Genomic DNA, 22,097 nt, shown 5'->3' with positions numbered 1-22,097 from the left:
ATTCAAAAATGTTGAATACTCATTTCTCTCCCTGGCCTAGCTTCACTACTGAAGAGGCCAATGCTGTTCAGCAGGTGCTGTTGTCCAACAAGGTGAACTATTGGACAGGCCAAGAGTGCCGTGCATTTGAAAAAGAGTTCGCGGCATGGACAGAAACAAGCCATGCAGTGGCCTTGGCCAATGGCACTTTGGCACTGGATGTGGCGCTTAAGGCTTTGGGCATTGGCCCGGGCGATGAAGTGGTGGTGACGCCACGTACTTTCATTGCCAGCATTTCATGCGTAGTGAATGCTGGGGCAACTCCGGTGTTCGCTGATGTGGATCTCGATAGTGGCAATATTTCTGCCGCGACCATTGCCAAGGCGCTGACGCCACGAACCCGAGCTGTCATTTGCGTGCATTTGGCTGGCTGGCCCTGCGACATGGACCCGATCATGGAGCTGGCCGAGCAAAATGGGCTGAAGGTCATCGAAGACTGTGCCCAGGCGCATGGCGCTCGGTACAAAGGGCGTAGCGTGGGAAGCATCGGCCATGTGGGAGCCTGGAGCTTTTGTCAGGACAAGATCATGACCACGGGTGGCGAGGGCGGCATGGTAACGACCAATGACGAAGCCCTGTGGCGCGCCATGTGGAGCTTCAAGGATCATGGTAAGAGTTATGCGGCTGTGTATGAGCGTGAACATGCACCGGGTTTCCGCTGGCTGCATGAGAGCTTTGGCACAAATTGGCGCATGTTGGAGATGCAGGCTGTAATAGGCCGTATTCAACTCAAGCGCATGCCGGAGTGGACTGCATTGCGTACGCGAAATGCGCTGAGCATTCTTGCTGCATGCCGCAAATCTTCGGCATTACGAGTGCCTGAAATTCCTGAAACTATCGGCCACGCGCATTACAAGTGCTATGCATATGTGGACCCCAATCAGCTTGCCGAAGGTTGGAGCAGGGACCGCATTGTCTTGGAGATCAATGCTTTAGGCGTTCCTTGCTACCAAGGCTCATGCTCAGAGGTCTACCTGGAGAAGGCTTTCGACTCCACGGGCTGGAGACCAGCAGAGCGTTTACCTTCCGCAAAAGAGTTGGGCGACTCCAGCTTGATGTTTCTAGTCCATCCAACTTTGACAGAGGCGGAGATTCAACAGACCTGCGATGCGATCAATGCAGTTATGGAAATAGCATGTCGTTGAATGCATTGGCCGACCACCTATTGAGGCTGCCACGCTTGTTGAAGCAAGTGGTGGTTTTGGGGGTGGATGTATCCATGGCAGTCTTGGCTGTCTGGCTGGCGTTCTACCTCCGCATTGATCAGGTCGGAGCACCGGTGTCGGACCAGGGCTATGTCTATGGATTGGCGATCGTGCTGTTTGTGCCGATCTTCGTGCGGATGGGTCTGTACCGCGCGATCTTCCGCTATGCCGGTATGCCAGCGGTCGTGGCCACTGCTACCTCCGTGCTCATTTACGGCATTTTCTTTTTTGCGATTTTGCTTTGGATGCGCTGGAATGGGGTGCCGCGCAGCATCGGCTTGATCCAGCCGATCCTGTTCCTGCTATTGGCCGGGGGCTGGCGTATTGTGGCGCGCTACTGGCTATCCGAGGTGAATGATTCCGAGCGTGAGTCGACCCCCAAAAAGCACCTGCTGATCTACGGTGCGGGCGAGGCGGGGGTTCAGACGGCATCGGCGCTGGATGTGATGCGCGAGTTCTCGGTGCGCGGCTTCGTCGATGACGATCCGGGCAAGATCGGACGAACCATCAACGGCGTCCCGATCATTGCTCCTGTGGATGTTGCTGAGTTCATCGGAAAGCACAAGATATCCGATATCTTGCTGGCCATTCCCTCCCTGAACCGCTTGCGACGTCGGGAGATCATCGACCAGTTGCAACTGCTGCCCGTACATGTGCGCTCTCTGCCTGGCATGATGGATCTTGCCTCGGGTAAGGTAACGGTGGCTGATTTCCAGGAACTGGACATCGAGGATCTGCTGGGCCGCGATCCGGTGGCACCCGATCCGCAACTGTTGGCCAAGAACCTGGCCGGCAAGGTGGTGCTGGTGACGGGGGCCGGTGGCAGCATTGGCAGCGAGCTATGCCGTCAGATCATTCTGGAGCGTCCGCAGGCACTGGTGCTGGTGGAGCACAATGAATATGGGCTCTACGCAATCCACCACAATCTGGAACTGCTGTGCAAGGAGCATGGCCTGTCCGTGCAGTTGCTGCCGCGACTGGGAAGTATCCGGAACCTGCGTCGCCTGCGCGCCATTTTTGCGGATTGCAAACCTCACACGGTGTATCACGCCGCGGCTTATAAGCATGTTCCTCTGGTGCAGGAGAACCCGGCCGAAGGCATTCTGAACAATGTCTTCGGCACGCTCAATGTGGCGCGCGTGGCCATGGAGTGCAGCGTAGAGCGCTTTGTGCTCATCTCGACTGACAAGGCGGTGCGGCCTACCAATGTCATGGGGGCCAGCAAGCGTATGGCGGAGCTGGTGTTGCAGGCCATGGCGGAGGCATCGAGCGTGGACTTCGCGCCTATTGATGAGGAGTCTGTGGGCAAGCCTACAGAGAATCGCACTTGTTTTTGCATGGTGCGCTTCGGCAATGTGTTGGGCAGCAGCGGCAGCGTGGTACCGTTGTTTCGTAGTCAGCTACGTAACGGAGGGCCGCTGACGGTCACGCACGCTGGCGTGACCCGCTATTTCATGACGATTCCAGAGGCTGCCCAGCTGGTATTGCAGGCTGGTGCCATGGGCAATGGCGGCGACGTGTTTGTGCTCGACATGGGCAAACCCGTGAAAATCATTGATCTAGCTAGAAGGATGATTCAGTTGTCCGGTTTGACCGTCAAGGATGAGTCTCATGCGTCGGGAGATATCGAGATTCAGGTGGTGGGATTGAGGCCTGGTGAGAAGCTCTACGAGGAGTTGCTTATTGGCGACAATCCCGAGACCACTGAACATACTCGTATCATGAAGGCACATGAGAAATTCCTGTTCTGGAATGAGTTGTTGCCGCATTTGCTGGTCTTGCGAGGTGCTGCCAAGTTGGGAGATGACGCGACGATCCATGCAGAGCTGTTGCAATTGGTCAGTGGCTATGTCGCTCCTGACGAATCGGAACAGGCACGTCAGGGAAGTGCGAAAACTCGCAAACTGCTGACAATGTAATGCGTATATTGCGGCAAAATCTATGCCGAACGACGAAGGCTGCAAGAGCAGCCTTTGGTTTTTGAATCTATAGTGTCCTGCGGTTGCGGGCCCGATTAAATGACTGATACCACCACCCTAATCGCCCCCCGCGACAAAGCTGAAATCCTCGCGCAAGCGCTGCCCTACATCCGCAAGTTCCATGGCAAGACTATGGTCATCAAGTATGGCGGCAACGCCATGACCGATCCTGCCCTGCAGGCGGACTTTGCGGAAGATGTGGTGTTGCTCAAGCTGGTGGGGATTAACCCTGTGGTGGTTCATGGTGGTGGGCCTCAGATTGAAGCGGCGCTGGGTCGTCTTGGCAAGAAGGGTGAATTCATTCAGGGCATGCGTGTCACGGATGAAGAGACCATGGAAGTGGTGGAGTGGGTGCTGGCTGGCGAGGTGCAGCAGGACATCGTGGGTCTGATTCATCAGGCCGGCGGCAAGGCCGTGGGCCTGACGGGGCGAGATGGCGGCTTGATTCGTGCCAAGAAACTCAAGATGCTGGATAACAAGGATCCGAGCATCGAGCACGATGTGGGTCAGGTGGGCGATATCGTTGCCATCGACCCCAGTGTGGTGAAGGCGCTGCAGGACGATGCTTTCATTCCAGTGATCAGCCCTATCGGTTTTGGTGAGGAGAACGAAAGCTACAACATCAACGCCGACGTGGTTGCAAGCAAACTCGCAACAGTGTTGCAAGCTGAAAAGTTGGTGCTTTTAACCAACACTCCGGGCGTTCTGGACAAGGCCGGCAATCTGCTGACGGATCTGACGGCGCGCGAGATTGATGCGCTGTTTGCCGACGGTACGATTTCCGGCGGCATGCTGCCCAAGATTTCGGGCGCCCTGGATGCTGCCAAGGCGGGCGTGAATGCGGTGCACATCATCGATGGACGCGTGCCGCATTCCATGCTGCTGGAAATTTTGACGGACCAGGCATATGGCACGATGATTCGCAGCCATTGATGAGCCTGTCTGGCCCTGACATGTGGTTGCTCTTGTCGAGTGACTTTTCACATATGGCGTTAACATCGCCGCAGGGCTTTCCCGGGTGGAGTCGCGCTCAGGACTCCGCCGCAAGCCGCCTTTGGGCGGCTTTTGTTTTTGAGCGAGGTAGGACTTTATGCGTTTGCTTCTGGTGGAAGATGATGTGATGGTGGCCAGCGGTATCAAGCTGGGTCTTTCCGATGCCGGTTATGCGGTGGACTGGGTGGGCAGTGCCGAGCGCGCGCTGGAGGTACTGGCCCAGGAGGCGTTCGATGTGGCGGTGATCGATATCGGCCTGCCGGGCATCAACGGCCTGGAGCTGACGCGTCGCCTGCGCAGCAGCGATGTGGAAAGCAAGGCCATGCCGGTGTTGATCCTCACGGCGCGCGATGCGCTGCAGGACCGGGTGCAGGGCCTGGACTGGGGCGCTGACGACTATATGGTCAAGCCGTTCGAGCTGCCCGAGTTGCTGGCGCGCCTGCGTGCGCTGATGCGCCGCTCCCAGGCAGCAACTTCGGCTGTCCTGAACTTTGGCTGCATTGAGCTGGATACGGCGGGCCGTCGCGCCGGCGCACGCCAGCTGCCGCAGGAGGGCGAAACTGAAGGCAAGCTGCTCCCCATCGACCTGGGGCCACGTGAATGGACGGTGCTGGAGTATCTGCTGCTCAATGCCCCCAAACCCGCCAGCAAGGAAAAGTTGCTGCAGGCCCTGACCGGTTGGGACCGTGAAATCACGCCGAATGCCGTGGAAGTTTATGTGTCCCGCCTGCGCAGCAAACTGGAGCCACATGGCGTGGCCCTGCGCTCCATTCGCGGTTTCGGTTATCGGCTGGAGTTGATGCCTGAATCCGTTTGATGCTCGATTTGATAGCTGTTAGCGCTTGATTGATATGGAGTTTAGTTATTTATATATCTGAACTGGTTATTAATAAGGCGCTTGCAGCTATAAAAATTGAATACTCCGAGTTCTCATTGAATAAGCATTAATGACCGCCAATCTGCGTTTTCGGCTGTTGGTTCTGCTTTTGGTGCCGCTGATGCTGTTGGCGGCCATGGGGGGCTGGTTCAGCTACAGCGCCGCAGATGAGGCCTCCACCCAGCATGACCAGCGTTTGTTGCGCTTGCTGCCGGCCCTGGCCGATTCGGTGCTCGCGCCCTCGATTGCGGACGGCACGCCGCCGCTGGTGTCGCTGACGCCAAGCGTCGAAGACTTTTTGCGCAATCAGGGCGATGAAGCAGGCTATGCCGTGGGCGATCTGCAGGGCAATGTGGTGGCAGGCGATACCTGGATCAACTTCGATGTGCCTGCGACCGGCACAGCGGAATTCCATAGCCAGGAGCACGACGGCGTGACCTATCGCGTTGCCGTGCTCAAGGCCGAAACCTATGGCGCTGGCGAGATGGTCGTCATGCTGGCCGACAGCAGCGATGTGCGCCAGCAATGGGTGCGCCAGTTGCTGATGCATGTGCTGCTGCCCAATCTGCTGCTGATTGCGGGCGCGGCCGTGGCCATTTACTGGTCGGTGAGCCGGGCCTTCAAGCCGCTGCACAAGCTGACGCAGGCGGTGGAGCGCCGCTCGCCGCGCGATCTGAGCCCGATTGACGAGCAGACCTCGCCAGCCGAGGTGCGGCCTCTGGTGCGCTCGCTCAATCGCCTGTTCTCCCTGGTCAATGCCCAGGCTGAAGGCCAGCGCCGTTTCGTCGCCGATGCAGCCCACCAGTTGCGCACGCCGCTGGCGGCCCTGCAGACCCAGGTGGAAGCCTGGGCCCTGAGCGGACAGGAGGCCAGGCGCCTGGCCAAGCGTACGGGTGAGCCGGCGCAGGTCGTGCTCACGGTGGAGCAGATCGAGCAGCTGCGCGATGCAACCCGGCGCACTTCCCAGCTGGCGCGTCAGTTGCTGGCCCTGTCGCGTGCCGATGCGCGCAATGCCGAGGTGCAGCCGCTGCAGGAGGTGGATCTCAAGGAGCTCTGCGAAAGCATGCTCGAGACCTTTATCGATAGGGCCTCGATCAAGCATCTGGACTTTGGTCTCGAGGTCGAGCCTGCATCAGTCTGGGGCCATAGCTGGTTGCTGCGCGAACTGGTTTCCAACCTGGTGGAAAACGCCATCAAGTACACGCCCCGCGGCGGCAGCGTCACCTTGCGCTGCGGTCTGCGCCCCCGGCCCGTGGGCACGGACGATGCCACCTTGCTGCAGATGGCAGGTGTGCAGCAATGGGCTTTTGTCGAGGTTGACGATGACGGCCCCGGCGTGCCCGAGGAAGAGCGCAGCCAGATTACCCAGCGTTTCTATCGCGCCCAGGGAGTGATTGAAGAAGGAACCGGTCTGGGCCTGGCAATTGCCGATGAAATAACGCAATTGCATCAAGGTGTACTGAGTTTTTCAGATGGAAGTTTCGGTAAAGGTCTATTAGTAAGACTTGAAATTCCGGTTCAATCAGTTTCAGAAGGCAGTCATGAGGTATCTGAAGCTCTCAAAGGTTAATTTCTCGGTTACGCTTGCGTGTTGGTGAGAGCGGGGGTGAAAGTTCGGGGTGGAGACCGCAAGCCTGCTGTGTATTAAGGTTGGTTTGACGCACCTGGCACCTGCCGGTAAGGATAGTCGTGTGCTTAACAGTGCAACTGGCTGTGAGAAAATTGCTAATAAATACTGAGTCGCCTATGTCTGAGTCTGAAGTCCTGTCGCCTGTTTCCAATATTGAAAATCCCGCGGAGGACAGTCCTGCCGCTCCCGCCATGGCTCCTGCGCGCAAGCGTCCCAAGCCCGGCGAACGCCGCGAGCAAATCCTGCAGGCATTGGCCTCCATGCTGGAAAAGCCGGGTGCCGACCGCATTACCACGGCGGCCCTGGCTGCCCATCTGAGCGTGAGCGAGGCGGCCCTGTACCGCCACTTCGCCAGCAAGGCCCAGATGTTCGAGGGCCTGATCGAGTTCATCGAGCAGTCCGTCTTCACGCTGGTGCAGCAAATCGTGGGCCGCGATGTGCCCGAGGCAGCGCATGATCCGGTCACGAGCGTGCGCAATGCCAACCGCGTGGTGGCATTGCTGCTGCAGTTTGGCGAAAAAAACCCCGGCATGGTGCGCGTGATGGTCGGCGACGCCATTGTTTTTGAGCATGAGCGTCTGCAGACCCGCATGAATCAGTTCTTTGACCGCATCGAGTCCACCTTGCGCCAATGCCTGCGCCCTGCCGCTGGCGCCATGGGCTCTGCTGCACCGACGGCCGAAGCATCGGTGGCTGCCAGTGTGCTGACCTCGTTTGCGCTGGGACGTCTGCAGCGCTATGCCCGCTCGGGCTTTCGCCGCCTGCCCACCGAGCACCTGGATGCCAGCCTGGCCATGATGGTCGTGGTCTGAGTCGCTCGTCGGGCACTCTTTCGGAACGCCGCAGTCTCAGGACTGGCGGCGTTTTTTATTGCGTATCGAGGCAACTGAGCCGGCAAAAGTCCTGGCAGGGATGGCTAAGTATTTACCCTTGATGGATTCAAAACCGGCCGGAAACTGTGCAAAATAGAACGAACGTTCGTTTTATTGAGAGTTTCATGGCCTCGTCTTCCGTTTCCCGTTCTTCAACTTCGCCCGCAGGTCGGGATGTGGCGCATCCGACAGGCCGCAGGGGGGCTGCGAGCACTAAGACGAGTGCAAAGTCTCGCAAGCTGCACGCCCAGGCGCAAGCTGCGGTTAGCCCCAGTAAGGCCGTGGAAGGGGCTGCTGCAACCAGGTCTGCGGGCAGATCGCTCGCAAAAGGTCAGCAGACCAAGGCCACGATTGTCGAGGCAGCGCTCAATCTTGCCACGCATATCGGCCTTGAAGGCCTGTCCATTGGCGCGATTGCCGAGCTCACGGGCATGAGCAAATCAGGTGTGTTTGCCCATTTCGGCTCGCGCGAGGAATTGCAGATTTCCGTGGTGCACGAGTACCACGACCGTTTCGAGCAGGAAGTCTTCTACCCCGCCATCGAGGCGCCGCGCGGCATTCCGCGTCTGCGCGAGCTGTTTGGCAACTGGATGAAGCGCACTTCCATGGAGATCGACTCCGGCTGCATCTATATCAGTGGAGCGGTGGAGTTCGATGACCGCACGGGCCCGGTGCGCGATGCGCTGGTCGAGTCCGTCAGCACATGGCTGGCTGCCATGCGCCGCACCATCGTGCAAAGCCAGGAATGTGGCGATCTGCGTGCCGATGCCGATGCCAGCCAGTTGCTGTTTGAAATTCACGGTCTGATTCTTGCCCTGCATTACGAGGCACGCTTTCTGCATAGCGACGGCTCGATAGAGCGGGCTCATGCAGGCTTCAACAACATTCTGGCGCGCTATGCCAGCGAGCCGCCAGCCGCCTGACGCCACTCACAACCCGCGTCAGTTCCAACCCCAAAAGCAAACCGTTCAACGCGCAACCATTACAGGAGACGACAAATGCCCAGCTACAACCCGCCACTGCGTGACATGCAATTCCTCATGCACGAGGTCTTCAAGGTCACCGAGACCTATCAGCAGATTCCCAAGTACGCGGAGGTCGATGCCGACACCATCAATGCGGTGGTCGAGGAGGCGGGAAAGTTTGCGGCCAATATCGCGTTTCCCTTGAATATCTCCGGCGATGAAGAGGGCTGCACGCTGAACAAGGAGACCCACGAGGTCACCACGCCCAAGGGCTTCAAGCAGGCGTATGCGCAGTTCATCGAAGGCGGCTGGCCGGCACTGTCCTGCGATCCGGAGTATGGCGGCCAGGGTCTGCCGTTCGTGCTCAATTCGGCGCTGTATGAAATGCTCAATAGCGCCAATCAAGCCTGGACCATGTATCCCGGTCTGTCCCATGGCGCCTATGAGGCTCTGCATGCCTACGGCACGCCCGAGCAGAAGAAGACCTATCTGGGCAAGCTGACCAGCGGCGAGTGGACCGGCACCATGTGCCTGACCGAGCCGCACTGCGGCACCGACCTGGGCCTGCTGCGCACCAAGGCCGAGCCGCTGGCGGACGGCAGCTATCGTGTCACCGGCAACAAGATCTTCATCTCGGCCGGCGAGCATGACTTCACCAGCAACATCGTGCACCTGGTACTGGCGCGTCTGCCCGATGCACCCGTCGGCTCCAAGGGCATCAGCCTGTTCGTCGTGCCCAAGTTCAAGGTCAATGCCGATGGAACGCTGGGCGAGCGCAACCCGATTTTCTGCGGTGCGCTGGAGCACAAGATGGGCATTCACGGCAATGCCACGGCCCAGATCAATATCGACGGTGCCATCGGCACCCTGGTGGGCGAGCCCAACAAGGGTCTGCAGGCCATGTTCGTGATGATGAACGCGGCCCGTCTGGGCGTGGGCAACCAGTCGCTGGGGCTGACCGAAGTGGCCTACCAGAATGCGCTGGCCTATGCCAAGGATCGCCTGCAGATGCGCAGCCTGTCGGGCGTGAAGGCCAAGGACAAGCCGGCCGACCCCATCATCGTCCACCCCGATGTGCGCCGCATGCTGCTCACGGCCAAGGCCTATGCCGAAGGCGGCCGCGCGCTGTCCACCTTCTGCGGCCTGCTGCTGGACAAGGAGCTGCACCACCCCGACGAGAAGGTGCGCAAGGACAGCGGCGAGCTGGTGGCATTGCTGACGCCCATCGTCAAGGCCTTCATCACCGACAACGGCTGGACGGCGACGACGCTGAGCCAGCAGGTCTTCGGAGGCCACGGCTTCATCAAGGAATGGGGCATGGAGCAGTTTGTGCGCGATGCGCGCATCAACATGATCTATGAAGGCACGAACGGCATCCAGGCGCTGGATCTGCTGGGCCGCAAGATCCTGGGCAACCAGGGCGCGACGCTCAAGAAGTTCGGCAAGCTGATCGCCCAGCTGGTGGAGGAAGAAGGCGTCAACGAGAAGATGAGCGAGTTCATCACACCCATTGCCGTGCTGGGCGAGCAGATGACCAAGTTCACCACCGAGATCGGTTTCAAGGGAATGCAGAACCCCGACGAAGTCGGCGCAGCCGCCGTGGACTATCTGCGTGTGGCCGGCCATCTGGTCTTCGGCTATCTGTTTGCCCGCATGGCCCAGGTGGCGCTGCGCGAGATCGCGGCCGGCAATGCAGATCCCTTCTACCAGGGCAAGCTGCAGACCGCGCGCTTTTATTTCGCCAAGCTGTTCCCCGAGACGGCGACGCTGATGCGCACCGCGCGCGCCGGCAGCCAGTCGCTGATGGACAGCGACGCGGCCCTGGCCTGATGCTGTGCAGGTGCATGCTGTATTGCTATTGAAAAAGTAGCTTCATGCGCCTATTCATCCGTTGTTTTGAATATAAAGGACTCGGAAATGAAGAAGATTAAATCGGTAGCAGCTCTTGTATTGATAGCGGGCAGCATGTCGGCCGCCTGGGCGCAGATGTCGCCCGTCGGCACCTGGCGCAGCATGGATGAAAAGGAAAACACGCCCAAGGCGCAGGTGAAGATCACCGAGGCCGGCGGCGTGGTCACGGGCAAGGTCGAGGCCCTGCTGCGCAAGGGCGCGGATCCGAATGCGCTGTGCACCGAGTGCAAGGATGAGCTCAAGGACAAGCCCGTGGTTGGCATGACGCTGATCAGCGGCGTCAAAAAGGCCGAAGGCAAGGAAGTCTGGGAGGGCGGCAGGATTCTCGATCCCGAAAACGGCAAGACCTATACCGTGCGCCTGACGCCCATCGACGCAGGCCAGAAGCTGGAAGTGCGTGGCTCCATCGGTCCTTTCTGGCGTACCCAGACCTGGATCCGCGTTCAGTAAATATCAAGACTCAAACAGCCAGCGCTGACGCCGATGGTGCGGCAGCTGGCCCTCAATGGAACATTGCTCATGTCCCGATTCAATGTGAAAAAAGTCGCCGTGCTGGGCGCGGGCGTGATGGGTGCGCAGATCGCCGCCCATCTGGTCAACGTCAAGGTGCCGGTCATTTTGTTTGACCTGCCGGCCAAGGAAGGCTCCAAGAGCGGCATTGCAGAGCGTGCCATTGCCAATCTGAAAAAGCTCAAGCCATCGCCGATCGGCGTGGCCGACGATGTGGAGCTGATCCAGCCGGCCAACTACGAAGAGCATATGAAGCTGCTCAAGGGCTGCGATCTGGTGATCGAGGCCATCGCCGAGCGCATGGACTGGAAGCTGGACCTGTATCACAAGATCGCGCCCTTTGTCGCCAAGCATGCTCTGCTGGCGTCCAATACCTCGGGCCTGTCGATCACCAAGCTGTCCGAGGCCTTGCCCGACGCCATCAAGCCGCGCTTTTGCGGCATCCACTTCTTCAACCCGCCGCGCTATATGCAGCTGGTGGAGCTGATCAACACGCCCACCACACAGGCCGAGGTGCTGGACCAGCTAGAAGCCTTTGTCACCAGCACGCTGGGTAAGGGCGTGGTGCGTGCGCACGACACGCCCAACTTCATCGCCAACCGCATCGGCATCGCCGGCATGCTGGCCACGATGAAGGAGGTCGAGAACTTCGGCCTGTCCTTCGACGTGGTGGACGACCTCACGGGCAAGAAGCTGGGCCGTGCCTCCTCGGGCACCTTTCGCACTGCGGACGTGGTGGGCCTGGACACCATGGCCCATGTCGTCAAGACGCTGCAGGACAATCTGAGCCTGGAGACCGATCCCTTCTACGGCAGCTTCGGCACGCCGCCCGTGCTGGCCAAGCTGATCGAGCTGGGCAACCTGGGCCAGAAGACCAAGAAGGGCTTCTACAAGAAGGTCGGCCGTGACATCTTCCAGTTCGAGCTCGACAGCGAGGACTACATTCCCGCAGGCGGCAAGGCCGATGAGGTGTACGGCCGCATGCTCAAGAAGCCCGCTGCAGAGCGCCTGAAGCTGCTGCGCAATGCCGAGGGCAAGGAAGGCCAGTTCCTCTGGGCCATTTTGCGCAACAGCTTCCACTATGCCGCTGTGCATCTGCAATCCATTGCCGACTGCGCACGCGATGTGGACCAGGCCATGCGCTGGGGCTTTGGCATGAAGCAGGGCCCCTTCGAGCTGTGGCAGGAAGCCGGCTGGCTGGAGGTGGCCAGGATGGTCCAGGAGGACATCGACGCCGGCAAGGCGCTGTGCAAGGCTCCGCTGCCTCAATGGGTCTTCGAAGGTCCGGTGGCCGATGCCGGCGGAGTGCACACCGGCAATGGCTCGTGGAGCCCTGCGCAGAACAAGTTCGTGCCGCGCCGTGTGCTGCCCGTATACGAGCGTCAGCTGTTCCCTGAAAAGCTGCTGGGTGAAACCGATCTGCCCGACTGGCAGACGGCTGGCACGACGATTGCCGAAACCAGGGCGCTGCGCACCTGGACGCTGGACGGCAAGATCTTGATCGCCAGCATCAAGAACAAGATGCACGCCATCAGCCCCGAAGTCATGGAAGGTCTGATGGAGGCGGTGGATACGGCCGAGAGCGACTTCGACGGCATGGTCATCTGGTCCGGCGATGCGCCCTTCAGCGTGGGCGCTGACCTGGAGGCCACCATGCCTGCCTTTGTGATCGGTGGAGCGGACGCCATCGAGAGCATCGAGCAGGAGCTGCAGAATCTGATGCTGCGCCTGCGTTATGCACAGGTGCCCGTGGTGTCTGCCATCCACGGGCTGGCGCTGGGCGGCGGCTGCGAGATGGCGGTGTACTCGGCGCGTCGCGTGGCCCATATGGAAAGCTATATCGGCCTGGTGGAGGTCGGCGTGGGTCTGGTGCCCGGCGCCGGCGGCCTGACCTATATCGCCCGCCGCGCTGCCGAAAATGCCGCCACCAGCACCGGCAAGGATTTGCTGCCCTTCCTGACCGAAGGTTTCACGGCTGCGGCCATGGCCAAGGTGGGCACCAGCGCGCTGGAGTCGCGCAAGCTCGGCTATCTGCTGGACAGCGACATCGTCGTGGCCCACAAGGACGAGGTGCTGTTTGTCGCCATCAACGAGGCCAAGGCAATGGCGGCCGGCGGCTGGCGTGCACCGCACAAGCGCAGCTTCCCCGTGGCGGGCCGCAGCGGCCAGGCCACGATCAAGGGCTCGCTGGTCAATATGCGCGACGGCGGCTTCATCAGCGAGTTCGACCAGCATATTGCGGGCCTGATCGCCAATGTGGTCTGCGGCGGCGATGTCGATGCCGGCACGCTGGTGGATGAGGCCTATCTGATGAGCCTGGAGCGCAAGGCTTTCTGTCATCTGATTGCCCACCCCAAGACCCATGAACGAATCCTGGGCATGTTGAACACCGGCAAGCCGGTTCGCAACTGATTTGAGATGAGCATCCCCCTGAGTCGCTGCGCGCCTGCCCCCTTCTCTCGCTTTGCGGGAAGGGGGACGCCAGCAACGCTGCGGGGCGGCCCTTGCTCTCGGGCTGCTGGTATGCGCCGCGAAGCAATTGAAGCCTTGCACACAGGTTAAAGAGCTAAGAGACAACCAAGGAATTTGGTCATGAAACAAGTACAAGACGCCTATATCGTTGCGGCCACGCGCACTCCCATCGGGCGCTCGCACAAGGGCTTTTTCCGCAACTACCGTCCCGACGATCTGCTGGCCACCACGCTCAAGGCGGCGCTGGCCCAGGTGCCTGGCCTGGATCCCAAGGCGATTGAGGACATCGTCTGCGGTTGCGCGATTCCCGAAGCCCAGCAGGGCCTGAACGTGGCGCGCATCGGTGCCGTGCTGGCGGGACTGCCCACCAGCATCGGCGGCATCACCGTCAACCGTTTCTGCGCCTCCGGTCTGTCGGCCGTGGCCATGGCGGCGGACCGTATCCGCGTCGGTGAAGCCGATGTGATGGTTGCTGCCGGCGTGGAGAGCATGAGCATGGTGCCCATGATGGGCAATGCGCCAAGCCTCTCGCCCAGCATCTTCGAGCGCGATGGCGATGTGGGCATTGCCTACGGCATGGGCCTGACGGCAGAGAAGGTGGCCCAGCAGTGGAAGGTCTCGCGCGAGGCGCAGGATGCGTTTGCACTCGAATCGCACCGCCGCGCGATCGCCGCGCAGCAGGCCGGCGAGTTCGCTGCCGAGATCACGCCGATCGAAGTCACCGACCGTACTCTGAACATCGCCACAGGCGAAACCGTAGCCAGCACGCGCACTGTGAGTCTGGACGAAGGCCCGCGCCCCGATACCAGCCTGGAAGGCCTGGCCAAGCTGCGCACCGTGTTTGCGGCGCGCGGCACGGTCACTGCGGGCAATAGCTCGCAGACCAGCGACGGTGCCGGCGCGTTGATCATTGCCAGCGGCGATGCCGTCAAGCGCTTTGGCCTGACGCCGCTGGCGCGCTTTGTCAGCTATGCCAGCAAGGGCGTGCCGCCTGCCATCATGGGCATTGGCCCCATCGAGGCCATTCCCGCCGCGCTGCGCTACGCGGGTCTCAAGCAGGACGATATCGACTGGTACGAGCTCAACGAGGCCTTTGCGGCCCAGTCCCTGGCCGTCATCAACACCCTGGGTCTGGACCAGAGCAAGGTCAACCCCATGGGCGGTGCGATTGCACTGGGCCATCCCCTGGGAGCAACCGGTGCCATCCGTGCCGCCACCGTGGTGCATGCGCTGCAGCGCAAGCAACTCAAGTACGGCATGGTGACCATGTGCGTGGGCATGGGTCAGGGCGCGGCAGGCATCTTCGAGCGCGTCTGAACGCCGCAGCCGCCATGCATACCGCCCAGTCGCAAGCCTCTGTGTCGGCTCCGCTGCAAGCCGCCGTGCAATGGACGGAGATGGCTTTGCCCATCTCCGTGGGCTCGGCCCATCTGGCGCTGCGCCAGTGTCAGCCCCGGGCGGCAGCGCCGCTGGCGCAGGTGGTGGTGGCTGGCGCCATGGGCGTGCAGCAAAGCTATTACCAGGCCTTTGCCCGCTGGCTCGCGGAGCAGGGCTATGGCGTCACCACCTTCGACTACCGTGGTCATGGCCTGTCGCTGCAGGTGCCGCTGCGCGACGCCAGGGCCGACTTGCTGGACTGGGCCAAGGACTGCGAGCTGGTGGCAGCACATCTCAAGCAGCAGTTTCCCGAGCAGCCGCTGATCTGGATCGGTCATAGCGTGGGCTCGCAACTGCCGGGCCTGGCCTCCATCCCCCTGCCCATCAACGGCTTGCTTTCCGTGGGCAGCGGCAGCGGCTACTGGCGCGACAACGCGGCGCCCACCCGGCGCATGATCCGGCTGTTCTGGTGGGGTGTCGCCCCGCTGGTCACCGCCTTGTACGGCGCGTTTCCCGGACGCAAGCTGGGCATTGTGGGCGATTTGCCGGCAGGCGTGATCTGGCAATGGCGTCGCTGGTGTCTGAATCCTCTGTATGCCATGGGGGCGGAGGGGCGCTGGGCAGCCGAGGCCTATGCAGCGGCCCACTACCCCTTGCATGCACTGTATTTCGAGGACGACGAAATGATGTCGCTGGCCAGCGCACAAGCGCTGGTGGGCTGGTACAAAAGTGCGCCCAGCACGCTGGAGCGTGTGGACCCGGGTCTGGCTCCGGCCGGACGCATAGGCCATCTGGGGTATTTCAAGGAAGAGATGCGCGAGCTACTGTGGCAGCCCCTGCTGCCTTTGCTGCAGAGCTGGCGCGACGGTGACCGCGGCCCAGGCAAACCCTTGTTCGGGCCGCATGAGTCACCTGTTTGACGGCTTTCATTCCCGCCCTTGGGCAACACTGCCAATCATGAGCACAGACCTCCACCCCTTTGATCGTGCCGTGGCGCTGAGCGCTACGGGAGTGCCCAATCAGTACCAGGGAACGGCCTCGCCCGATTACTGGAATATGGTCGGCCCATATGGCGGCATCACGGCGGCCAGCCTGGTGCAGGCCATTCAGCAACATCCGCAGTGCCTGGGCGATCCGCTGTCCATCACTGTCAACTATGCGGCAGCCGTGGGGCCGGGCGCTTTCGAGATCGAGGCCAGGCCGGTGCGTACCAACCGCTCCACCCAGCACTGGCTGCTGACCCTCACCCAGCCCGATGCCGAAGGCCAGCCGCAGATCGTGACCACGGCCACAGCCGTGACCGCGGTGCGCCGTCAGACCTGGAGCGTCAGCGATATGCCCATGCCCGAGGTCCGGGCTGCTGCCGAGGTGGAGCGCGTGCCGCCGTTGTTCAAGGCCTCCGAGTGGCTGACACGCTATGAGATGCGATTTGTGGACGGCATCCTGCCGCGTGAGGAGGACGGAGCCGAGCGCGACAGTCTGACGCGGCTCTGGGTGAGAGACAATCCGCCGCGTCCGCTGGATTTCGCGTCGCTGGCTGCGGTCTCCGACGTGTTCTTTCCGCGGGCGTGGCTGCGTCGCTCCAGGCGCGTGCCGGCGGGCACGGTGTCCATCACGGTCTACTTCCATGCCGGACGCGAGGAACTGGCCGAGGCGGGCGACGGATTGCTGCTGGCGCAGGCGCGCGGGCAGGAGTTCCGCAACGGATTTTTTGACCAGACGGCCCAGCTGTGGAGCCAGTCCGGCCAGATGCTGGCGACCAGCCACCAGATTGTTTACTACAAGGAATAGCGCGCCGAAACCGGCAAGCTGTTCACATCATTCACAAGGCAAGATCATGAGCAATACCCAGGATAGCCAGGACATCCTGGTGCACACCGAAGAGGGCGTGTGCACCATCACCTTCAACCGTGCGGCGAAGAAGAACTCCTTCACCGAGGCCATGTACCGCCAGATGGCAGACGCATTGGCTGCCGCCAAGGTCGACGCAGGCGTGCGTGTGGTGGTGTTTCAGGGCGACATCGCCATCTTCAGCGCAGGCAACGATATTGCGGACTTCCTGAAGCAGGCCTCCACCCCCGATACCATGGGGGCCGATGCACCCGTGTGGCGTTTCCTGCAGGAAGTCTCGGCCTTTCCCAAGCCGCTGATTGCTGCGGTCTGCGGTCCGGCCGTGGGTATCGGCACCACGCTGCTGCTGCACTGCGATCTGGTCTATGCCGGCGATAACGCCGCTTTCTCGCTGCCCTTCATCAACCTGGGCGTATGCCCCGAAGCGGCATCCAGCCTGCTTCTGCCCCAGATGCTGGGCTACCACCGCGCCGCCGAGGCACTGCTGCTGGGTGAGCCCTTCATGGCAGAAGCCGCGCTGGAAGTGGGCCTGATCAACCGCGTGGTGCCTCCCAGCGAATGCAATGCCGTGGCACAGGCCCAGGCCAGGAAGCTGGCGCGCAAGCCCTTGTCCTCGCTGATCGAGACCAAGCGCCTGATGAAGGGCGGCCAGGCCAAGGCAGTGGGCGAGCGTATCGTGGAAGAAGGCGCAGTCTTCGCCCGCATGCTGCGCGAGCCCGCTGCCAAGGAAGCACTGACGGCCTTCATGGAAAAACGCCACCCTGACTTCAGCCAGTGCTGAAGTCAGACATTGCGGCAGCAAGGCGAGCGCAGCGATGGGTGGCGGTTTTGCCCAAAGCGCCATCCGGATTTCGGCATGTGCCGAATCCAGACCAGCTTCGCCGGCTTGCGGCCGTGCCGATCTGAGAATCGCCCGTTGCAGGGCGATTTTTCTTTGACCGTTTTTCAAGGTTGCCTATGACATCCAGGTCCGTACCGTCCCGCAGTTCAGCGCAGGATGCTGCCGAGTCCGTGCAGTTCGAGCCGGAGTTCATCTCCGGCTTGCGCGAGATCTTTGAAACGCGCGTGGCCTTCAACCAGACCATAGGGCTCAAGATCGGCGAGATCACGCCCACGCTGGTGCAGGGGCATATCGCCATGCGACCTGATCTGATCGGACATTCGGCCTACCAGCGCATTCATGGCGGCGTGATCAGCGCAGGCCTCGATTCCATGGGCGGGCTGGCTGTGATGGCTGCCATTGCGGCCAAGCATATGGACGATACGCCCGCGCAAAGACTGCATCGTTTTTCCCGGCTGGGCACAATCGATCTGCGTGTGGACTACATGCGCCCCGGCATCGGCAAGGAATTTCTGCTCACTGCCAGAGTTCTGCGCCTGGGCTCGCGGGTGGCGAATACCCAGATGGAGTTTCTGTCGATGGATGGCGAGCTGCTGTCTACCGGCACAGCGGCCTATATCGTCTCTTGACGATCTCTGAAACGAGCGCGTAGAGCGCCAGTGAAATATGGACTGGCAGCAAAAAGTGCTTCAAAGACAGGCAAGTGAACGCTTGCCCGGATGCAGCCAAATCTTTCATTGTGTGAGATCAGGCAATGCATGCAAGTAACTGAAACTTGTGAAAGCTTTGCTTACCGTTATTGCGAGATGACGGTAAATGTTGCTACTTATGCTGCATAGGATGGCACTTTCTGACTAGGAGATTCCTGCCATGGCTGTGCAAAACCCGTTCTTCGGCAAACGCGATAACGATAACTTTCCTTCACGCAGTTCCGTCACCGGGCTTTCGACAGCGAATACCGCTGCGACATCTGGCGCCAGCTCTCTGAGTAACGCGGGCCTTGGCACGGCACCATCCGGCACCATGCGTGCGGCTTCGACTGCAGCTCCCACCGCGCCTCTTGCAGAGGAAAACGGTGGCAGCAAGCTGACCGTCGGCCCGAACATCAAGCTCAAGGGCGTGGAAATTACGGACTGCGACACCTTGGTCGTGGAAGGAACGGTTGAGGCGACCATGAACTCCCGCGTCATCAAGATTGCCGAGCAGGGTGCGTTTCACGGTACGGCCGAGATCGATATTGCAGAAATCCACGGCAAGTTCGACGGCACTCTCACAGTGCGCGAAAAGCTGGTGATCTATGGCTCCGGCAAGGTCAGCGGCACGATCCGCTATGGCAAGGTGGTGATCGAAGAGGGTGGCGAGTTGACGGGGCAGATCGAAGCGGGAACCCGTTCCGGCACCAGCAGTTCCAGCAATGCCTCCGCTTCCGCCTGGAGCAAGAGCGGTGCCGGCAGCACCAGCAGCCAGGCGGCTGTGGCCAGCAGCAATGAAACGACGGGTAGCGCTGCAGTCGTCTGAATCTCTGCGCACAGCCCATGAAAAAAGCGACCTTCAGAGGTCGCTTTTTTTATGCCTGAACAATGTCAGCTCTTGGCGGCGGCGGCCTGAGCCTGGAGTTTCTCGCGCCAGGCGCGTGTCTGCTCTGTATCAGGCAGAGACTGGGGCTTGCCGGTGGCGTCTATGGCCACATAGGTCAGGCGGGCCTCGGTCACCTTGACATATTTGCCCTGGTCGGAAAAGCGCTCGGCAAAGACTTCCACATCCACGGCGACCGAGGTGCGACCCACATGCTGCACGCCGGCATAAAAGGACAGAATGTCGCCCACACGCACGGGCTGTTTGAAGATGAATTCGTTGACGGCCACGGTCACCATGCGGGTGTGGCTGATGCGCTGAGGCAGCACCGAGCCGGCCAGATCCACCTGAGCCATCACCCAGCCACCGAAGATGTCGCCATTGGCATTGACATCGGCAGGCATGGGCACGACTTTGAGAACCAGTTCCTTGTCGGCGGGCAGGGCAACGCTGGGAAGGTCGGGCGAACGGGGGGGCATGGAAATCTGTGACACGAATGGAAAGATTGAATTGTCCCTCAACATCGGGTTTCTACCATGTTGGCCAGAGAAAGCCACTAACGACGGTTCGGGCAAGTAAGTAGGGAGTAACTATGGGACGGTGTTTGTGGTGGATGGGTGTGGGTCTGAGTGTGCTGCTGTCGGCTTGCAGCAGCCATCCGGTAAAAGCCCCAGTATCGGGTAGAGATGATGTGACATCTGCAACGTCGCTCAAGCCACTTGTACAGGCTGTGCAGCCCTCTTGCCATCCGGAACCCTTGACCGGCGCGGCAGCGCTGGCCGGGCCTTTCACGTCAATGACGCCCGCTCAGGCCTTGCAGGCCGGAGCACTGAATGCGCGTGTCTGCTGGGCTGGCGGGCTGCGTACCATAGAGTCGGTCAGTGAGCAGCGCGATTGCATGGTTGTGCTGCATGCCGAGTTCAGCGAGCAGGGCTTTCTGTCCTGGCCGCGCGAGGCAAGCTTCTTCAAGGCCTGCGGTGCCGGCCCGTATGACAGACAGCTGCTGCAGCCCTTCACCTTGGTCTGGGTGAGCGCAAAAGTGACGGGACAGGCAGAATTCGTGGGTACCCAGATTCCCGTCATAGAAATAGACGCCCTCTACCGCGGCTCCGACTGCCTGCAGGGCGACACAGCCCCACAATGCGTTCACAGTTACCTGCAACCCCAGAAGAAGCCGCAGTAGCGGCAAACCAGTCAGACGGCGCCACGCTGCGTCGCCTCTTTCCCTATATCTGGCGCTACAAATGGCATGCGCTGGCGGCGCTGGCGTTCATGATCTGCGCCAAGCTGGCCAATGTGGGCGTGCCCATCTTGCTCAAGCACTTGGTCGATGCGCTGGATATCAAGCCTGGGCAGGCACAGGCCGTGCTGGTGGTCCCCGTGGGTCTGCTGGCGGCCTATGGATTGCTGCGCTTTTCCTCCACCATGTTCACCGAGCTGCGGGATCTGGTCTTTTCCAAGGCCACGCAAGGGGCATCGCGCTCGATCGCGCTGTCGACCTTCGAGCATCTGCATGCCCTGAGCCTGCGTTTTCATCTGGAGCGCCAGACCGGTGGCATGACGCGCGACATCGAGCGCGGCGTGCGCAGCACCGAGTCGCTGATCTCGTATTCGCTCTACTCCATCTTGCCCACGCTGATTGAAATGGCGCTGGTGCTGGGCATTCTGGCCGTGCGTTTCGACATCTGGTTTGCCGTCATCACGTTGGCCGCGCTGGTGTTCTATATCGGCTTCACGGTCACCGTGACGGAATGGCGCACCCGCTTCAGAAAAGAGGCCAATGCCCAGGAGTCGGCGGCCCATACCAAGGCCATTGACTCGTTGCTGAACTACGAGACCGTCAAGTACTTCAACAACGAGCAGTTCGAGTCAGCGCGCTATGACGAGAACCTCGAGAACCTGCGCCGCGTGCGGCTCAAGAGCCAGACCACGCTGTCCATGCTCAACTGCGGCCAGCAGCTCATCATCGGTGCCGCGCTGGTGGCCATTCTGTGGCGGGCCACGCAGGGCGTGGTCGACGGCAGGCTGACGCTGGGCGATCTGGTCATGATCAATGCCTTCATGATTCAGCTCTACATTCCGCTGAATTTCCTGGGCGTGATCTACCGCGAGATCAAGCAGAGCCTGACTGACCTGAACCGCATGTTCACGCTCATGGACAAGGAGCGCGAAGTGGCCGATGCGCCTGGCGCTCAGCCCTTGCAGATCGACAATCCGCCGCCCGAAGTGCGCTTTGAAAACGTGCAGTTCGCCTACGATAGCGCGCGCCCCATCCTGCACGATGTGAGCTTCACCATTCCTGCGGGCAAGACCGTGGCAGTGGTCGGTCCCTCGGGTTCGGGCAAGAGCACGCTGGCACGTCTGCTGTTTCGCTTCTATGACGTGCAGGGCGGCCATGTGCGCATTGCCGGACAGGACATCCGCACGGTGACTCAGAGCAGTGTGCGGCACTGTGTGGGCATCGTTCCGCAAGACACGGTGCTGTTCAACGACACGGTGGCCTACAACATTGCCTATGGGCAACCGGGCGCCACGCAGGAACAGGTGGTTGCAGCGGCCAAGGCTGCGCGCATCCATGACTTCATCGAGCGCACGCCCCAGGGCTATGCCACGCGAGTGGGCGAGCGCGGCCTCAAGCTCTCGGGCGGTGAAAAGCAGCGTGTGGCGATTGCGCGCACCCTGCTCAAGAACCCGCCGATTCTGATCTTCGACGAAGCGACTTCGGCACTGGACAGCGCCAACGAGCGCGCCATCCAGAACGAGCTGCGCAGCGCGGCGCAGGGCAAGACCTCTCTGGTCATTGCCCACCGCCTGTCCACCGTGGTCGAAGCGCATGAAATCCTGGTCATGGACAGCGGCCGAATCATCGAGCGCGGCACGCACGAGGAGCTGCTGGCCGCTGGCGGGCGTTACTCCAGCATGTGGAATATGCAGCTCAACCAGGCGGAGTCATCGGAGATACCCGCCTGAGTGCGGTCACCTTTCGCCAGACGTTCGACA

General features: G+C 60.9%; 19 protein-coding genes. 18 read left to right on the top strand and 1 reads right to left on the bottom strand.

Annotated elements, in window-relative coordinates; translation table 11 throughout:
* Positions 1-8: 8 nt before the first annotated feature.
* The 16 genes from CTATCC11996_RS23520 to CTATCC11996_RS23445 all read left to right on the top strand — a co-directional run bounded on the left by CTATCC11996_RS23520 (position 9) and on the right by CTATCC11996_RS23445 (position 19,040).
* The gene (locus CTATCC11996_RS23520; RefSeq protein WP_003081305.1) at positions 9-1,184 is read left to right on the top strand and encodes a DegT/DnrJ/EryC1/StrS family aminotransferase; all 1,176 of its coding nucleotides are present in this window, start codon (positions 9-11) and stop codon (positions 1,182-1,184) included.
* Positions 1,175-3,163, top strand: coding sequence for a nucleoside-diphosphate sugar epimerase/dehydratase (locus CTATCC11996_RS23515; protein ID WP_034350199.1), 1,989 nt, complete (start codon positions 1,175-1,177; stop codon positions 3,161-3,163). Before CTATCC11996_RS23520 ends, CTATCC11996_RS23515 begins: the two co-directional genes overlap by 10 nt.
* 99 nt (positions 3,164-3,262) lie before the next feature.
* A complete protein-coding gene (gene argB / locus CTATCC11996_RS23510) occupies positions 3,263-4,156 on the top strand; it encodes an acetylglutamate kinase (RefSeq protein ID WP_003081303.1) in 894 nt (297 codons plus the stop codon).
* 157 nt (positions 4,157-4,313) lie between these two features.
* A complete protein-coding gene (locus CTATCC11996_RS23505; protein ID WP_003068054.1) occupies positions 4,314-5,033 on the top strand; it encodes a response regulator transcription factor in 720 nt (239 codons plus the stop codon).
* A gap of 130 nt (positions 5,034-5,163) precedes the next feature.
* Positions 5,164-6,663: a sensor histidine kinase gene (locus CTATCC11996_RS23500; protein WP_003081302.1), complete on the top strand. Its 1,500-nt coding sequence runs from the start codon at positions 5,164-5,166 to the stop codon at positions 6,661-6,663.
* A 176-nt stretch (positions 6,664-6,839) separates the two neighbouring features.
* Entirely contained in the window at positions 6,840-7,535 is a 696-nt protein-coding gene (gene slmA / locus CTATCC11996_RS23495; RefSeq protein WP_003081301.1) for a nucleoid occlusion factor SlmA, read from the top strand.
* A 185-nt stretch (positions 7,536-7,720) separates the two neighbouring features.
* Positions 7,721-8,518, top strand: coding sequence for a TetR/AcrR family transcriptional regulator (locus CTATCC11996_RS23490; RefSeq protein ID WP_085959869.1), 798 nt, complete (start codon positions 7,721-7,723; stop codon positions 8,516-8,518).
* 75 nt (positions 8,519-8,593) lie between these two features.
* Positions 8,594-10,390 carry an acyl-CoA dehydrogenase C-terminal domain-containing protein gene (locus CTATCC11996_RS23485; RefSeq protein WP_003081299.1) on the top strand — a complete coding sequence of 599 codons (1,797 nt, stop codon included), beginning with the start codon at positions 8,594-8,596 and terminating at the stop codon, positions 10,388-10,390.
* Positions 10,391-10,477: 87 nt separating this feature from the next.
* A complete protein-coding gene (locus CTATCC11996_RS23480) occupies positions 10,478-10,921 on the top strand; it encodes a DUF2147 domain-containing protein (protein WP_034350196.1) in 444 nt (147 codons plus the stop codon).
* Between the two features lie 69 nt (positions 10,922-10,990).
* Complete coding sequence (locus CTATCC11996_RS23475; protein ID WP_003081297.1) at positions 10,991-13,393, top strand: 3-hydroxyacyl-CoA dehydrogenase/enoyl-CoA hydratase family protein; 2,403 nt, start codon at positions 10,991-10,993, stop codon at positions 13,391-13,393.
* Positions 13,394-13,573: 180 nt separating this feature from the next.
* On the top strand, positions 13,574-14,770 hold the full coding sequence (locus tag CTATCC11996_RS23470; RefSeq protein WP_003081295.1) for an acetyl-CoA C-acyltransferase: 1,197 nt from the start codon (positions 13,574-13,576) through the stop codon (positions 14,768-14,770).
* 14 nt (positions 14,771-14,784) lie between these two features.
* A complete protein-coding gene (locus CTATCC11996_RS23465) occupies positions 14,785-15,750 on the top strand; it encodes an alpha/beta hydrolase family protein (protein WP_003081293.1) in 966 nt (321 codons plus the stop codon).
* 37 nt (positions 15,751-15,787) lie between these two features.
* The gene (locus CTATCC11996_RS23460) at positions 15,788-16,621 is read left to right on the top strand and encodes an acyl-CoA thioesterase (protein ID WP_003081291.1); all 834 of its coding nucleotides are present in this window, start codon (positions 15,788-15,790) and stop codon (positions 16,619-16,621) included.
* Positions 16,622-16,667: 46 nt separating this feature from the next.
* A complete protein-coding gene (locus CTATCC11996_RS23455; protein WP_003081290.1) occupies positions 16,668-17,462 on the top strand; it encodes an enoyl-CoA hydratase in 795 nt (264 codons plus the stop codon).
* Positions 17,463-17,638: 176 nt separating this feature from the next.
* The gene (locus CTATCC11996_RS23450) at positions 17,639-18,151 is read left to right on the top strand and encodes a thioesterase family protein (protein WP_034350194.1); all 513 of its coding nucleotides are present in this window, start codon (positions 17,639-17,641) and stop codon (positions 18,149-18,151) included.
* 241 nt (positions 18,152-18,392) lie between these two features.
* A complete protein-coding gene (locus CTATCC11996_RS23445; RefSeq protein ID WP_034350192.1) occupies positions 18,393-19,040 on the top strand; it encodes a bactofilin family protein in 648 nt (215 codons plus the stop codon).
* A 65-nt stretch (positions 19,041-19,105) separates the two neighbouring features.
* Here the strand turns inward: CTATCC11996_RS23445 and CTATCC11996_RS23440 are convergent, their stop codons facing one another.
* A complete protein-coding gene (locus CTATCC11996_RS23440) occupies positions 19,106-19,576 on the bottom strand; it encodes an acyl-CoA thioesterase (RefSeq protein WP_034350189.1) in 471 nt (156 codons plus the stop codon).
* Positions 19,577-19,788: 212 nt separating this feature from the next.
* On the opposite strand from CTATCC11996_RS23440, the gene CTATCC11996_RS25990 reads away from it, so the two are divergent.
* Complete coding sequence (locus CTATCC11996_RS25990; RefSeq protein ID WP_172590564.1) at positions 19,789-20,280, top strand: hypothetical protein; 492 nt, start codon at positions 19,789-19,791, stop codon at positions 20,278-20,280.
* Complete coding sequence (locus CTATCC11996_RS23430; RefSeq protein ID WP_003081285.1) at positions 20,238-22,067, top strand: ABCB family ABC transporter ATP-binding protein/permease; 1,830 nt, start codon at positions 20,238-20,240, stop codon at positions 22,065-22,067. Before CTATCC11996_RS25990 ends, CTATCC11996_RS23430 begins: the two co-directional genes overlap by 43 nt.
* Positions 22,068-22,097 lie beyond the last annotated feature (30 nt).

Source organism: Comamonas testosteroni ATCC 11996, assembly GCF_000241525.1.
Lineage (GTDB): Bacteria > Pseudomonadota > Gammaproteobacteria > Burkholderiales > Burkholderiaceae_C > Comamonas > Comamonas testosteroni.
The sequence above is the reverse complement of the archived record's forward strand: the minus strand, read 5'-3'. Positions and strand labels throughout refer to the sequence as shown.